Origin of the sequence: Grimontia kaedaensis (assembly GCF_023746615.1) — a bacterium.
In the GTDB taxonomy this organism is placed as follows: Bacteria; Pseudomonadota; Gammaproteobacteria; order Enterobacterales; family Vibrionaceae; genus Enterovibrio; species Enterovibrio kaedaensis.
Map to the genome: position 1 here is coordinate 2,143,103 of NZ_CP082275.1, position 15,583 is coordinate 2,158,685.

Below are 15,583 nucleotides of genomic sequence, written 5' to 3' on the forward strand. Positions count from 1 at the left end.
CGATCAGGGGCACAATATAGTGTTTCTGGCCAAGCTTCGCTCAACAAGACGGCATTACTTTCGAGGTGCAATTCATAATGGCTAAAACCAAGTCAGCTACTGATATCGAATCCACTGGCGTACTCGCTATTCCTTACCAAGATACGTCGATGGAAATTTGGGACAGCAAATACCGCCTGAAAAGCAAACACGGTGACGCAATCGACGCGACACTGGATGACACTTTCAAGCGTGTTGCTCGCGCACTTGCCGATCTCGAAGAAAAATCAGTATGCGAAAAATGGTACAACGAATTTCTGTGGGCACTTCGTCACGGTGCTATCCCAGCAGGCCGTATTACGTCTAACGCTGGCGCTTTCGAGCACAAGCCTGCTACCTCAACCATCAACTGTACGGTGAGTGGCACTATTGAAGATTCAATGGACGACATTCTGGGTAAAGTGCACGAAGCTGGCCTGACCCTGAAAGCGGGCTGTGGTATCGGCTACGACTTCTCTACCCTGCGTCCACGCGGTGCGTTTGTTTCTGGCGCCGGTGCCTACACCTCTGGCCCACTGTCGTTCATGGATATCTACGACAAGATGTGCTTCACCGTTTCTTCAGCAGGTGGTCGTCGCGGTGCGCAAATGGGCACCATGGATATCCGCCATCCAGACGTGATGGAGTTCATCCGTGCGAAGCGTGAAGATGGCCGTCTGCGTCAGTTCAACCTGTCTCTGTTGATCACTGAAGAGTTTATCGAAGCCGTTAAGAACGATGGCGAATGGCAACTGATCTTCCCAGTGACCGCGAAAGAAGCGCGTCAAGACGGCACCGATCTGCAGAACGATGACAGCATCGTTTGGGTAGACTGGCCGAGCAAAGATGGCCTGGTTGAAGATGATAAAGGCCGCGTGGCGTGCAAAATCTACCGCACCATGCCGGCGCGTAACCTGTGGAACGTGATCATGTCATCGACTTACGATTACGCAGAACCAGGCTTTATCCTGATCGACAAAGTTAACCAAATGAACAACAACTGGTTCTGCGAAGACATTCGTGCAACCAACCCATGTGGTGAACAGCCACTGCCCCCTTATGGCGCGTGTCTGCTGGGTTCAGTGAACCTGACCAAGTTCGTTCGCGACCCATTCACTGAAAATGCCTACTTCGACTGGGATATGTACCGTAAGGTTGTGGCTATCTTCACCCGTATGCTGGACAACGTGGTTGAGATCAACCAACTGCCGCTTGAGAAACAACGTGAAGAGATCGAAACCAAACGCCGTCATGGCATGGGCTTCTTAGGTCTGGGTTCTACTCTGACGATGCTTCGCCACAAATACGGCAGCGCAGCGTCTATCGCTTTCACTGAGCAAGTTTCTCAGGAAATGGCGATCACCGGTTGGGAACAAGCAATCGAACTTGCTGCAGAGAAAGGCGCAGCACCAGTGATGGACAAAGAATTCGACGTTACTCCTAAAATGATGCGTCTGCGCCCTGAAATGGCGAAAGACGGCATCAAAGTGGGCGACAAAGTGAAAGGTAAAGTCCTGCACGCAAAATACAGCCGTTACATGCAGCAAATTGGCGAAGTTCGTCCAGACCTGATTGAGAAACTGGCGGCGAACGGTGGTCGTTTCACCCACCACAGCTCTATCGCACCAACAGGTACCATCTCTCTGTCGCTAGCCAACAACGCAAGTAACGGTATCGAACCAAGCTTTGCTCACCACTACACTCGTAACGTGATCAAGCCAGGTAAGAAGTCGAAAGAAAGCGTCGATGTCTTCAGTTTTGAGCTGTTGGCATACCGCGAACTGATCAACCAAAAAGCAATGCCATACAGCGCGAAAGAAGACGAAAAACTGCCAGAGTACTTCATCACTGCCGATGACATTACTCCTAGCCAGCACGTTGAAGTTCAGGCTGCTGCACAGCGTTGGATTGACTCTTCAATTTCGAAGACTGCAAACGTACCGACTGACTTTCCGTTTGAGAGCTTCAAAGACATCTATATGGATGCGTATGACAAGGGTCTGAAAGGTTGTACCACCTTCCGCTTCAACCCAGAAGTGTTCCAGGGTGTTCTTGTGAAAGAAGAAGATCTGGAAAACACCACTTACGTATTCACGCTGGAAGATGGCACCACCTTTGAAGCCAAAGGCAACGAGAAGATTGAGTATGACGGTGAAGAACACACCGCTGCTAACCTCTACGACGCCCTGAAAGAAGGCTACTACGGTAAGTTCTAACCGCAGACAGACAGATAAAGGGGTGGCGATTTCGCTGCCCTTTGTGAGAAAGAAGTAATTCGTTATGACACGTAAAATCGAAAGCAAAATTGTTGCGTACAAAGTAAAAAGCAGAGACGCCGTTCAAGAAGCGCCTGTTGCTCCTGTTGTTGAAGTACCAACATTTGAAACCATGCATGAAGAAATGCCGCGCCCAGAAAAACTGCTGGGTTCGACGTATAAACTGAAGACGCCAGAACACGTTTCTGAGCATTCTCTGTTTATTACCATCAACGATGTTGTGCTGAACGAAGGCACTGATCACGAAGTGCGTCGTCCTTTTGAAATCTTCATTAACAGCAAGAGCCTTGAGCACTACCAATGGATCGTCGCGCTTACTCGCATCATTTCGGCTGTCTTCCGCAAAGGTGGCGACGTGACTTTCCTGGTGGAAGAACTGCGTTCCGTATTCGACCCTAAAGGCGGTTACTGGAACAAAGGCAAATACGTGCCTTCTCTGATTGCTGAAATCGGCAATGTGATTGAACAGCACCTGATGGAAATCGGCATGCTGAAAAACCCAGAGATGGACGAACACCAGAAGGCATTCCTTGAAGCCAAACGCGCTGAAAACGCAGCAAAAGAAGAAGTGAAAGAGGAAGAACCGGCAAGCACGGGTTTTCCGCCTAGCGCAACCCTTTGCTACAAGTGCCACAACAAAGCCGTTATCGTGAAAGACGGTTGTCAGACTTGTCTGAATTGTGGCGACTCTAAGTGCGGTTAATGCACTGAATACCCACATTTTAAGGGCTTCCTTCGGGAAGCCCTTTTTTCTATCTCATTGCCCTCTTTTAGCCATGTTCAATTAATTCGAACAACCAATCCAAATTTTTCTGCTTTTTCCCCTGATGCCAGCCACCTATAGTTAGTCTCAATACGACAAAACACGTGAAAAAGACACTTAATTGGAGCAAATCATGGCTAATATACTGGTTTTAAAGTCAAGCATTCTCGGCGAATACTCTTCTTCAACAAAATTGATTGACCAGTTGGTTTCACAGTTTGGTGAAGACACTTTTGTTATTGAACGTGACCTTGCAGCTCACGCAATTCCAGTATTGGATGGCGAGCTGGCAATGGGATTGCGTGGCGCAGATAACCCAACGCCACGTCAACAAGAAGCATTGACTCAATCTGACCAACTGATTGACGAAATCAAAGCAAGCGATACCTTGGTTATCGCAGCGCCAATGTACAACTTCAACATTCCAACCCAGTTGAAGAACTGGATTGATTTTATCGCCCGCGCTGGCGTGACGTTCTCTTACACCGAGAATGGTCCAAAGGGATTGCTCACTGGTAAGAAAGCCATTGTGGTCACCACCCGCGGTGGAATGCATTTGGGCCAACCAAGTGAACACATCACGGGTTACCTGAAAACTGTGCTGGGCTTTATAGGTATTACCGAAGTGCAGTTTGTATACGCTGAGGCATTGGCAATGGGTGATGACCCCGCAAAAGCTTCTATGGAACAGGCTGCCAAAGATCTCATGGCTCTGGTTTCCTGATTCAGATTTCCATTTACTGCTAACTTAAATTTCCTTTTTCATTTTGGGTGTCTGTGTAGACACCCTTTTTTTGTTGGATCTTTCTCTCAGCATCGCCTTTTCGGCATTTTCATTTGGTAAATAATCCGTTCTTATGTGGCCTTTGGTTTGCCCTGCTGGAGCCCTAAGTGATTAAAGCAAATCCATTTTTAGGAAATGACGAAGACCGCGCTGAAATTTGGGACATGTTGGTCGCAAAAGATATTCGCGCTTATACCCAAGCGGATTGGTCGATGGTAGAAGATGATTTCCTTGAGGACGAGTTCTTTGCCGTCAACGCGGGTTTCGACAGCGACCCGAGTAAATGGAATCTTGCCTTCTCGCGCTTTGAAAGCTACCGCGATTCTTGGCTGGAAGCTGCTCGCGCAAGTTTGGATACCGAATATGCAGAGCCGCTGGAAGACGCTGTTCACAAGCTGACAACACTGGAACAGATTGAAGTGAAAGACGGTAAGGCGATTGCTAGAAAGCAGTTTGATGGCACGATTCAAGTTGTAGGCAAAGAGCCAGAAGTGCTTAACTGGCAAACACTTTACTATCTGAAGAAAACACCTGCGGGTTGGAAGATTGTCGGTTTCACTGGCTACCTGCCTTACACAAAATAAGACCTAAGAATTAGAGCGTCGGGAAATTGAAAGCATCATATCCTTTCTCTCCCAAATGTCCCGGCGCTCGCCTAATCACCCTCTAAAATCCTCTAAGTCCCAAAACCAACTAGAACTCGATCTGCAAGTAAATCGTGTTGTAGTTACTCCCGCCTTTGATACGGCCAAACTGGCTCGCTTTTTCAAAGATTGCCGAGCGGTGATGAATGGAATACCCCAACCAAGCACGGTTCCAGTCGGACTTCCCAAACAAGTCCCCAAGATTCACATCAAGAGACAGATCGATGAAGTTGAGCAAATTGCTTGGCTCATACCCTTTTTCATCCATTTCTGTCTGCTCGATATAAGTGATGTTGTTCACATAAGAGAGGCCTTCTGCCACACCGAGTCGCCACTTGGTTGGCCAATCGACGGTGTAATAAGCTTTAATTGCCATCACAATTTCGGCTGAAGAAGCCTGAACTTCTGAGTTCCAGTGCCAAACAATACCTGGAGTCAGGTACAAGTCCATAGGGATACCAAACAACTCGTCGCTCAGTGGGTGGCCATAGAAGACCGAAGTCAGTTGGTTGTTAAATGGGTCTTTTTCAGTGTCACCGGCGAGGATATCGCCAATATTAGAGGGGGTGGCCCAACCATGCGCTAAACGCCAATATGGACGGGTCGAAATTTCACGCTCGCTGTGACGGCGGTTATCATTAAAGAAACCGAAGCCCGCGTAAACTTCACCATGCCAGTCGTTGCTGATGGTTTGCGCATTGCGCACATTCTCATCAAAGTAGGTAGCATAGGCCGCGCCAACCAGATAAAGATTGGAATAGACGTGGTAACGCCCTTTTACGCCCGCTTTAAAGTCCATCCCCGCACCAAGTTCTACACCATCATTTCTGTATTCAGAGAGACCGTAATAGAAACTGTTGAAGTCTGAATCTTTATATCGCGCAGAAATAGTCGCATTCAAATCGTAACTTTCACCTTCGAGTTTTTTACCCAAGGTCGCGATGCCATGGAAGCGGTTGCTTTTGTCAGAAAGTAGATCTAAATCCGCATACCAGCCATCGTCCATTTGGCGCTTCAACTGAAAACCAAAATCACCAGTGTCTCCACCAATATCATTTTGTACCGCTGTTGGGAGGTCGATAAAACGCATACGAAGAATAGTATTCAATCGCCATTCATCTTCTTCCCAAAGTCTCAGACCACCCTCGGTACCGTCGATAAAAAAAGCTTCGTCTTCATAGAACATCATCGGCACAAAACTGGAGACAATATCACTGCCGCTGCCAGAAAAAGGAATACCAGCAGAACGAATTGTTGCCGCCAAACCCCAGTTCTCACTTCGCTTTAAGCGCAATGTCTCTACAGTCTCTGACTCTTCAATTGGTTCGGGGTCGCTGTTAGCGTGTGATACTCCGGTAAAACAAAGTGATGCAGCAACAAGCGCTAAGGGAAACTGACTTTTCATTCATCTTCTATGCATTAATCCAAGTGAGGTAATTGTAACGCATTCAAAGGGAAGTGCTTCGGATTAATGCATGGAATCAGTAAGTTAAGACGTATGAAAAAGGACTGGCAGCCGATTTGGCCACCAGTGTCTATTGTTTTAGCGCTTTGCTTTTTGGTGTTAATGCTCTCTTGCTGTCAAAACAAAGAGATCCAGATGACCATGCTGTGATGGATTGAGCGGTCTAATGGGGTTCGCATTATGCCAAACAGCATGATCATCCAGCAATGCAACATCACCATTGTTCATTGCCAGAGAAAAGAACGGCTGGTCACTCCTATCTTTGTAAACCAGAATTTCGCCACCTTGCACATTCTTTCTGTCTATCGCAGCAATCGCAATGTGATCAAAACCATCTTGGTGAATACCCTCGGGAGATACTGGCGTGATGTCATTAAGGGTGATCACCCTCATCTGATGAATTTCGATATCTTGCTCGTCATCCAACTCATTGTTGTCTTTAAACAAGCGGCAAAGTTCAAACAAACCCTCAGAGTGAAGCACTGCAGAAGTGAGTTCTTCAAAGTTTCTCACCACACCACCTTGGTGCTGGTTGATAGCTTGAGATTGTACAAAGGTGTGATGCTCCATTTGCCGGAGCGCGCCATCGTGGCAGTGCACAATCGAATAGCGTCTTAACCGATACTGACCATCTGCATAAGGGGTAGTGGGCAGATCATCAAACATTGGTTCAAGTTCTTTGACAGCTTGGTCGCTGATATGACAAAGCTGCATAAGGTAATCTGGATGGTACATGTGACGTCCTCCATATTGGTCCTCAATCAGGTACTCTGGGTAAGAGTTTCCTGACCACAGTCATCACATAAAGTTAACGACAATGCAGCAAGTTTGACAAACTTTTATAGATTATAAAATCACCTAAAACGACAAATACACACAAATAATTCGCACCAGACAGAATAAGTAGAAGAATATTTTGCAATATTTGATCTGTACCAAATTGCTCCAATCTACTTTGAGAGGTTGAACGCGAACCTAACTCTTTCATTCAGCTAACATTCATGTTCCACAGATAAGATATCAATGTGGATGCCCAAGGAAACCAAGAGGTAAGTAAATGGGAAGAATGATTAAGGCGCTGATTATCGTACCAATTCTGGTGATTCGTGTTCCAGCATATGCCAATCAACCTGACACTAAGCCCCTCCCTGAACACCCTAGCCCAGCGTATGAGCAAACTCAGCCTCAACAAGCACTGTCTGATTTACTCGCTATTCCTTCTTTTCGTGCCCATCAAGTGAATCAACCCGCCAACGATTTAGATACTCTGTACAAGCTCGCCCCAGACGCACAACAAGAATTGGAAACACTAGCAGCAGGTATTGCCGATTCTGTAAACGCAAAAGTATTGAGTGCTGGCATGAAGGGGCAGGATCGTGCGGCCGTAAAAGTGGAGAAAGAACTGAATGGTGATGTGTCTAAGCTCACTGATATCGTACGAATCACCATTGAATCTGACTCAATTGACTCTTTAAACCAAGCATATGAAAAGCTTGCTGCAAGTACACAGACACTCGAGGTGATTAACCGCTTTCAGTCTCCTCGCCCCTCAGGCTATCGTGATTTGAAAGTACTGGTGACACTGCCGGAAAGCCAATTGGTTGCAGAAGTACAACTGCATCTTAATGCTATTTCTAAAATTAAAAATGGCCCTGAGCACGGTATATATGAGCAAATCCAGCGCATTGAACGTGATGCAGCGAGTCGTGATTTAACGGAGTTTGAAGTGACTAAGATTGCCCAGCTTCGTCAGCAATCTCGAAAAATGTACCAAATGGCTTGGGCGCAATATCAGCCATACAGCACAGCGGTATAACCAACCTTGGGGCGGTTTTCCGCCCTATCTTATCTCGAATTGCGTAATCTCTATTTGCTCGCCTTCAAGTGCAATAAAGCTCTGCGCTGGCACGCTTTTCCACCCTTCTCTGTCTGTGTCGTATGGCTCTGATGCAAGCACTACACCGCTGTCTAGATGCTTGTAGAACAACGTCGGAGGTACACCATGAGTGGCATATCTTAATCCCCAAAATTGTTTACCGTTACTGACACAAATTGATGCTTTGAACGGATCTTTCACCTCTTTGGCTCGCATTTCAGCTTCCACCCTAGCGATGACTTTTTGAAGCGCTTCTTTGGGTGACGATTCCATTTTGTATTGCAAAAGAAGAAGGAAGATAAGTTCACTGTCTGTAGACCCTTTTCGCTTAAGGTAGTAAGACTCCTCCAAATGCCGCTCAAGGCTGTAGCGCGTCTGTTCAAATTCAGGGACTTGCCCGTTATGCATGAACAGCCAGTGATCAACATTGAATGGATGACAGTTTTCTCGGGAGGTATTCGTACCGGTCGACGCACGGACATGCGCCATAAAACGGTGAGACCGCGTGTGTTCTGCTAACGATTTTAGATTGGCATCAGACCATGCAGGTAACACCTCTCTATAAAGTGCAGGCGTTGGTTTTTCACCATACCAAGCAATGCCAAAACCATCCGCATTGACGGCAGTCACCGCTTTGGTTGCATCCATACTTTGCGATACCAACGAATGATTTGGCTGATGAAGTATTTCGTCCAGATAACACGGCTTTCCCTGATACGCTAACCACCTACACACAGCAACCTCCTATTACTTCAGACTTTTTAAGTATGCGTGAGTTATAGGAAATTGCCGTGCCAGACAGCTCATTTTTGGTTTAGTGTTTTAATCAACCGGGGTGCCCGTCGACCCTCGCTTTCATCAACATAGGGCCGAAAACAATAGCAAAAGCGACAAATGATATTGACCACCCCACCGCCGCAACCACTACCCATGTACTCAAATATTCAGGCCAAATCGCTGGTCCCATTACGCGGATAAAAGTAGCTGCTATGAGGGAAAGAAAGGCAAAAGCAAACGGCGGACCTTGATATATTGCACGCCCGGTATGTCCCATCGTCACCCTAGCAATCATCGCGAGAATAACGCCTGCTAAGGTACCCATAGCCAGTAGGTGGATCAAAGTATGAGATACCCAAGGGCTGCTGATTGCCATTGATTTGGCAAAGAGTCCCAACGGCAAAGCAAGGTAAAACACATGCAATGCCCAAACAAGAGGCTCGCTCATTGACTTAATGCCACCCCAGCGGAAGAGACGAATCAGTTGCGCGCTGCCCGCCACCAGCAGCAAAGCCAGAGTGACAGTCGAGCCCACCAAAGGAAAGAAGCACAGAATCGCCAATAAGACCAACGGGAGATTTGCAGCCACATCAAGCCACAGTAAGGCTTTTGGCGCTTCAAACTGAAAGCGTTTTGCGGTGAAAAATGGGATCACCCTTCCCCCCATGACGGATATAAGCAGCATGAACCACCAAATCATCGCCTGCCACAGTACGTTGGAGGAAAACGGTGGTATTCCCTTCACCGTGGCATAGCTTGCGAAGTTAGCGGTAAGTGCAACGGTGAGCATTGGAATGAAAAACAAATTTCGCCAACGTTTCGTTTTCACCACCCTCATCCCCACTTCCCAGCCGACAGCCAACAAAAATGCACCATCAATTAAAGCAATCACCGCCAGTGGTGTGTCGGTCCAAAATAGAACCCGCGGTAACAACCAAAGCATCACAATGATTGCAAGGTTCCACCCGGATGTTCCCTTCACGCCTGTCCATGTTTGAACCGCAGTTAGAAGAAAACCTGCCACCACTGCTATAGCAAATCCAAATAACATTTCATGAGCATGCCACCACAGAGGTGGGACACTGAGCGACGTCGATGCGCCAGTCGAGAAAATCCAACTCCAGACGCTCACAGTAAACACGGCATAAATGGAAGCCAACAGGAAAAACGGCCTAAAGCCCAGTCGTAAAATGGGAGGAATACGGTCTTCCTTTGCCTTGTCGACAATGTTGATCATCATGGAATCATCTCTCCGAATCCTTTAAGTTGTATATATTATACATCTTAAAGAAAGATAGGAAAGTCAGCCTGTTTAGTATCCGAATATCAGTGTTTTAAGGAAAGAAAAAGCCGGCGATTGCCGGCTTTGAATAGGTTTTCGGGCTAAATTAGCTTCCCGATTTCGGGTCCAACGCATCTTGCAGTGCATCACCGAGGAAGTTAAACGCCATAACGGTGATCAAGATGGCAACACCCGGATAGATAGCCAGACCTGGCGACTGCCAAATCACTTCCTGCGCATTCTGCAACATGTTACCCCATGAAGGCATTGGCGGTTGAATACCCAAGCCAAGGAATGACAGCGCACTTTCCAGCAGGATAACGCCACCCAGCGCCATGGTGGTGGCAATAATGACTGGAGACAACACATTTGGCAGTACGTGACGGCGAATGATGCGCCAAGGTGAAGCCCCATAGCCAATCGCAGCTTTTACGTAGTCACGCTCACGCACAGACAAAGTACCTGAACGCACCAGACGTGCAGTGGTTGGCCAACCAAACAGCGCCACGATAATGATAATGCGAATAAAGCTGGCATTTTCACCTTGAGCCCAGCTATCAGGCAGTCCCAGTTTACTCAGGTCTACCGCTGCCAGAACGATCATCAGTGGCAGTGTTGGCAAAGACAAAGTGAAGTCTGCAATACGCATCAGTATTGAGTCCAACTTGCCGCCAAAATACCCAGCAAATACCCCAATCAAGGTGCCAAGTATCGCCGTCGCCAGCGCAGCGACTGCACCGACTGCCAGCGAAACCTGACCGCCATAAAGCAAGCGCAGGAATACGTCACGGCCCAGTTCATCAGCACCTAACCAGTGTGTGCTGCTGGCAGGTTCAAAGCGGGCAAAGAAGTCCACTTCGAACGGGTCATGCCCAAACCATGCCGCCAGTAATGGCGCACTGAAACACAAGATAGTCAGCAGAACGATGAATACCGCGCTCACCAATCCCGCTTTGTGCTTACAGAATCGTTGCCATACCAATACCCATGGCGATGATGCCTTACGCTTTGGTGCTGCAGGAGCAGCGTTAGTCACTTGTTGTGTCATGCTTATGCTCCTTTAGTCAAACTGATGCGTGGGTCAAGCTTGGCGTAGGCAATATCTGCCAACAGGTTGCCAAGCAGTGCTGTGAAGGTAATTACCATCAAACCGAGCAGTGCCAAGTTGTAGTCGTTACCCATGATGGCGTCAAAAATCAATTTACCCATGCCTGGCCATGCAAATACGGTTTCCGTGATCAGTGCACCTGAAAGCAGAAAACCGATATCCAAAGCAATGATGGTCACCAGCGGGATCATGGCGTTACGCAAAGCGTGCTTCCAGATAACGCGAGTTTTCGATGCGCCTTTGGCAATTGCTGTACGGATATAATCCTGACGCATCACTTCCAGCATGGTGCCGCGTACATAACGGGAATGGCTCGCGACATTCAGTACGGTTAGTGAAATCACTGGCAGAATCAGGTGTTTGGCTTGAATCCAAAAACCACCGCCTTCCGCTTCACCAGTACCACCAGCCGGTAACCAGCCTAATGTTACAGAGAAAACCAGAATCAGCATCAGTGCCAACCAGAACGCTGGCGTAGAGAAACCGACGAAAGCACCAAAGCTAATCACATAGTCAGCCCAAGAACGGTGTTTCAGCGCGGCAATAACACCAACTGGAATCGCAATCAGTAATGACAGCAGAGTCGCGATACCCACCAGCTTAACAGTGTTCCAAACCGCCGGAATCAACACATCTTCCGCAGGTTTGTAGTAAAGGCGCGAGTAACCAAAGTCACCCTGTAACGCTGCAATCAACCAGTTGCCATAACGCTCTAACAGCGGTTTATCCAACCCTTGTAGCGCTTTAAGTCTAGCCACGTCTTCTGCGGTCATGTTTGGATCGGATGTCGCCATCAAATCGATCGGGTCACCTGGCATCAGGCCAATCAGGGCATAAGAAACGAACGAAACGAGGAGCAGAACAAACAGACTCTGCAGCACCCGGCTTATCAAAAATTGCGTCATACCGTGGCCTCCTCAGACTCCATCTTTTTTACGTCGATCACTTCTCCCGGATAGTGACAGGCAACCATGTGCTTGTTGTCGTCTTCATAGACTGAAGCAACCGGTGTTTCCTGCTTACACTTCTCTGTTGCTTTGGCACAACGGGGATGGAAAGCACATCCGCTAGGAGGATCGATAGGACTCGGCACGTCACCTTGAAGCGCCAAACCACGTTTACGTTTGCCCTTCCCTACCTCGGGGACTGCAGCAAGCAGTGCCTGACTGTATGGATGAGCCGGTTTAGAGAAGAATGCATCACGCGGCGCTTGTTCAACCACCTGACCGAGGTACATCACCACAATGGTGTCGGCAAGATAATCAACCACCGCCATGTCATGACTGATGAAAAAGAAAGAGAGGTTACGTTCGCGCTGAAGTTCGGCAAACAGGTTCAATACCTGGCTTTGTACCGATACATCAAGCGCAGACAGAGGTTCATCGGCAATGATCAGTTTTGGATCGAGCACCAAAGCACGAGCGATACAGATACGTTGACGCTGACCTCCTGAAAATTCATGAGGGTAACGGTCAAGCGCGTCTTCGCTTAGGCCAACGGCTTTCAACGCCTCAATCACTTTGGCTTTGCGCGATGCTTTATCGCCTACGTTGTAGACTTCAAGTGGCTCGCCTACCAGCTCAGAGATAGGCAATCTTGGGTTAAGCGCGGAATACGGGTCCTGGAAAACCAGTCCCAGTTTTCTGCGAAGGTCTTTAAGCGCTTGCCCTTTTAATCCGGCCGTTTGGATGCCATCAATTTCAACGCCACCCTCAACCGGTGATTCCAGCAGAGCGACCATTCTGCCGAGTGTTGATTTGCCGCACCCTGATTCACCTACAATGGCGAGCGTCTCCCCTTTATTGAGGGAAAGTGAAATTTTGTTTACCGCTCGCAATTCTTGCGCAGGTTTCCCAAGCCAGCCTTTCTTGCCAATGGGATAGCGCTGACAGACGTTGTCTAGTTTTAATAATGTCATAGGTCCGTCCTTAGATATGATGGCAGGCCACGGTGTGCACCGCGTTCAGCTCCACCTCTTCCGGCATGGTTGCTATACAGGTTGGCGTTGCCTTTCCGCAACGATCTGCAAAAGGACAACCCTGTCCACGTTGATCAAGTGGTGGTACAGCACCCGGAATGGCAGGTAGAACGTCTCGCACGCCACCAATTCTTGGCAGTGTTGCCAAAAGTCCTTGAGTATATGGATGTTGAGGGTTGGCGAAGAGCTCTTCTGCCGTTGCCTGCTCTACAATGCGACCGGCATACATCACGATAACGCGTTCAGCCAGTTGCGAAACCACACCCAAGTTGTGGCTGATAAATTGAACTGCCGTCCCTGTGGTATCACGAAGCTCTTCAAGCAAATCCAGAACCTGAGCCTGAACCGTTACATCGAGTGCAGTTGTTGGTTCATCGGCAATAATCAGTTCCGGCTCACATGCCAATGCCATGGCAATCATTACGCGCTGTCGCATCCCACCGGAGAGTTCATGTGGGTAGGCTTTTGCACGTCGAACCGGATCAGGAATATGTACCTTTTCCAGCATTTCAATGGCACGTTCTTGCGCTTCAACCTTGTTGCTACCACGATGCAACTCGAACATTTCAGCGATCTGATCACCGACAGTCACAACCGGGTTCAACGCAGTCATTGGCTCCTGGAAAATCATGGCAATACCTTCACCACGGACCTGCTGCCAATCTGCTTCTTTGTTTGCTAGTATGTTTTCGCCGTTAAATACCACCTGACCACTGGCTTTCATCACTTTTGGTTGCAGGCCCATCAGGGTAAGGGCGGCAAGACTCTTGCCGCACCCTGATTCGCCGACGACACCAAGTATCTCGCCTTTCTTAATGTGGAAGCTGATATCGTTCACCGCTGGGTAACCTTTAAAGGCTACCCGCAGTTGACGAACATCCAGTATCGTCTGATCCATAAAAGCTCCTACTTCTTGGTGCTGTGCCACTCTTCAACCCAGTTACTAGAAGGGAACATGTGACCTGTTGGCGTCACGCCTTCCAGCCATTTTGGCTTCACGAAGCTATCTGAACGGAAGTACAGCGGCAGAGCTGGGAGATCTTCTGCATAGATTTTCTGGATTTCATGGAAAATCTGGTTACGCTTCTCGGTGTCGAGTTCTTTCTCTACTTTGTTCAGCAGTTCATCCATCGCTGGGTTTTTGTAGCCGATGTAGTTTTGGCCAGACCAACCATTTTCTTCAGTAGGAATGTTGGTAGACAGCAGTGTGGTACGTGGTGGGCTCTCTGGTGATGAGTACCATGCAAACATCGCGAGGCCTTTGTGCTTACGTTGGTTCAGTGTTTCACCGAAATAAACACGCGCAGGCTGGTTTACGATAGACACTTTCACGCCGATCTGTTTCCACTGAGACTGCAGCACCTGCTGAACCAGTTCACGGGTTTTATTTCCCGCGGTAGTCATCAGTTCCAGATGAAGCTCGTTTCCTTCACCATCAACCATCACACCTTTCTTCAGTGTGTAACCTGCTTGCTTCAGAAGCTCTTTCGCTTTCTCAGGGTTGTATTCGTAGCTCTTAACATCCGCGTAGTACGTTGTGTCTCTTGGGCTGACGTTGGTGTTTGCCACCGGTTGCTTACCACCGAATAACTTGTCAACCAACTGTTGACGGTTCGCTCCATAAAGCAGTGCCTGACGGACTTCTTTCTTGGCAAGGTGTGGGTTATCCATGGTGGTATCTAAGTGTTCATACAGAAGACCTGGTTCGTAATGAACATTGAATTTGCCACCATGGCGTTTTTCGAGTTGCTGAACCTGATCAAGTGAAAGTCCCAGTTCACCTGGCAAGTAATCAACCGAACCTGACATCAGGTGTGCTTCTAGTGCCGCTGTATTTCCAACCGTTTTGAAAATCAGTTCATCAAACGAAGGAGCTTTACCTTTCCAGTTAGGATTCGGCGTTGCAGTGATAAAACTACCGGCGTTTACTTTCGACAAGACATAAGGGCCAAAGTACAAACCCGGGTTAGTTGGGTCTGTAGAGTACTTGGTCGTTTTTTGATAGCTGGCAGGGTCTTGTTCATACAAAGGACCATCGATATGTGCTGGCAATGCATCAGGCACAAAGGTGTTGTATTTGAACGTCACTTTGTTCAAATAAACTTCGAAGTTTTTATCATCCAAAGCCACGACTTTCTCGACTGTCTTGGCTTCTTGTAGTCCAGGGTTACCTACCCTCTCATCCACAGAAATGTTGTAGCCAAGGAGAATATCTTTGGTTGTAACAGGCGTACCATCGCCCCAGAACAGATCGTCTTTGATAGCCACGGTCATCTTGATGCCTTCACGACCATCATCCAGTGTGATTCGCTCAGCAAGACCGTTTTCAAATGTTGGGACTTCAACACAGGTATTACACTGCAGAAGCCAGTCTTTTCCGTAGATAACACTTTTGCGATAAGACGTGCTCAATATATAAGAAGCTGCAACATTTGAAACCAAGGTTGGGTGCAGACCTTCAGGGTACTGAGACATACCTATCTTCAGAGTCTCGGCGTTTGCAGATGCGGCAGAAAGTGCCAGTGGCGCTGCCATCGCCATGGCGAGGATCGTTTTTTTCATATTATCAGTTCCTTTGTAACCAAACGGGGCAAATCCATCACGCGACAACT

14 protein-coding genes are annotated in these 15,583 nt (G+C 48.0%); 5 read left to right on the forward strand and 9 right to left on the reverse strand.

Annotation, left to right across the window (positions count from 1 at the left end; all coding sequences use genetic code 11):
• Positions 1-77: 77 nt before the first annotated feature.
• The 4 genes from K6Q96_RS09685 (at position 78) to K6Q96_RS09700 (ending at position 4,425) form a co-directional block, all read left to right on the forward strand.
• Positions 78-2,234 (forward strand): adenosylcobalamin-dependent ribonucleoside-diphosphate reductase, encoded by a 2,157-nt coding sequence (locus tag K6Q96_RS09685; RefSeq protein ID WP_251875317.1) that lies wholly within the window; start codon positions 78-80, stop codon positions 2,232-2,234.
• Positions 2,235-2,298: 64 nt separating this feature from the next.
• The gene (locus K6Q96_RS09690) at positions 2,299-2,997 is read left to right on the forward strand and encodes a TSCPD domain-containing protein (RefSeq protein WP_251875318.1); all 699 of its coding nucleotides are present in this window, start codon (positions 2,299-2,301) and stop codon (positions 2,995-2,997) included.
• A 193-nt stretch (positions 2,998-3,190) separates the two neighbouring features.
• The gene (locus tag K6Q96_RS09695) at positions 3,191-3,781 is read left to right on the forward strand and encodes an FMN-dependent NADH-azoreductase (protein WP_251875319.1); all 591 of its coding nucleotides are present in this window, start codon (positions 3,191-3,193) and stop codon (positions 3,779-3,781) included.
• A gap of 167 nt (positions 3,782-3,948) precedes the next feature.
• Positions 3,949-4,425 (forward strand): hypothetical protein, encoded by a 477-nt coding sequence (locus tag K6Q96_RS09700; RefSeq protein ID WP_251875320.1) that lies wholly within the window; start codon positions 3,949-3,951, stop codon positions 4,423-4,425.
• Positions 4,426-4,534: 109 nt separating this feature from the next.
• Here K6Q96_RS09700 and K6Q96_RS09705 read toward each other — a convergent pair whose 3' ends face one another.
• Positions 4,535-5,890 carry a MipA/OmpV family protein gene (locus K6Q96_RS09705; protein ID WP_251875322.1) on the reverse strand — a complete coding sequence of 452 codons (1,356 nt, stop codon included), beginning with the start codon at positions 5,888-5,890 and terminating at the stop codon, positions 4,535-4,537.
• 159 nt (positions 5,891-6,049) lie between these two features.
• Positions 6,050-6,685 carry a 2OG-Fe dioxygenase family protein gene (locus K6Q96_RS09710; protein WP_251875324.1) on the reverse strand — a complete coding sequence of 212 codons (636 nt, stop codon included), beginning with the start codon at positions 6,683-6,685 and terminating at the stop codon, positions 6,050-6,052.
• Between the two features lie 322 nt (positions 6,686-7,007).
• Here K6Q96_RS09710 and K6Q96_RS09715 point away from each other — a divergent pair, with 322 nt between their 5' ends.
• The gene (locus tag K6Q96_RS09715; protein ID WP_251875326.1) at positions 7,008-7,766 is read left to right on the forward strand and encodes a nucleotidyltransferase family protein; all 759 of its coding nucleotides are present in this window, start codon (positions 7,008-7,010) and stop codon (positions 7,764-7,766) included.
• Positions 7,767-7,790: 24 nt separating this feature from the next.
• Here K6Q96_RS09715 and K6Q96_RS09720 read toward each other — a convergent pair whose 3' ends face one another.
• From K6Q96_RS09720 to K6Q96_RS09750, 7 genes are all read right to left on the reverse strand, one after another.
• Complete coding sequence (locus K6Q96_RS09720) at positions 7,791-8,561, reverse strand: class II glutamine amidotransferase (protein WP_251875328.1); 771 nt, start codon at positions 8,559-8,561, stop codon at positions 7,791-7,793.
• Positions 8,562-8,652: 91 nt separating this feature from the next.
• Positions 8,653-9,840 carry an NnrS family protein gene (locus tag K6Q96_RS09725; RefSeq protein WP_251879622.1) on the reverse strand — a complete coding sequence of 396 codons (1,188 nt, stop codon included), beginning with the start codon at positions 9,838-9,840 and terminating at the stop codon, positions 8,653-8,655.
• Between the two features lie 151 nt (positions 9,841-9,991).
• Positions 9,992-10,933 (reverse strand): ABC transporter permease, encoded by a 942-nt coding sequence (locus tag K6Q96_RS09730; protein WP_062661225.1) that lies wholly within the window; start codon positions 10,931-10,933, stop codon positions 9,992-9,994.
• Positions 10,934-10,935: 2 nt separating this feature from the next.
• Positions 10,936-11,898 (reverse strand): ABC transporter permease, encoded by a 963-nt coding sequence (locus tag K6Q96_RS09735; RefSeq protein ID WP_002540561.1) that lies wholly within the window; start codon positions 11,896-11,898, stop codon positions 10,936-10,938.
• Positions 11,895-12,911, reverse strand: coding sequence for an ABC transporter ATP-binding protein (locus K6Q96_RS09740; protein WP_251875330.1), 1,017 nt, complete (start codon positions 12,909-12,911; stop codon positions 11,895-11,897). Before K6Q96_RS09740 ends, K6Q96_RS09735 begins: the two co-directional genes overlap by 4 nt.
• 10 nt (positions 12,912-12,921) lie before the next feature.
• Positions 12,922-13,869: an ABC transporter ATP-binding protein gene (locus tag K6Q96_RS09745; protein ID WP_251875332.1), complete on the reverse strand. Its 948-nt coding sequence runs from the start codon at positions 13,867-13,869 to the stop codon at positions 12,922-12,924.
• A gap of 8 nt (positions 13,870-13,877) precedes the next feature.
• Positions 13,878-15,533, reverse strand: coding sequence for a peptide ABC transporter substrate-binding protein (locus K6Q96_RS09750; protein WP_251875334.1), 1,656 nt, complete (start codon positions 15,531-15,533; stop codon positions 13,878-13,880).
• Positions 15,534-15,583: the final 50 nt, after the last annotated feature.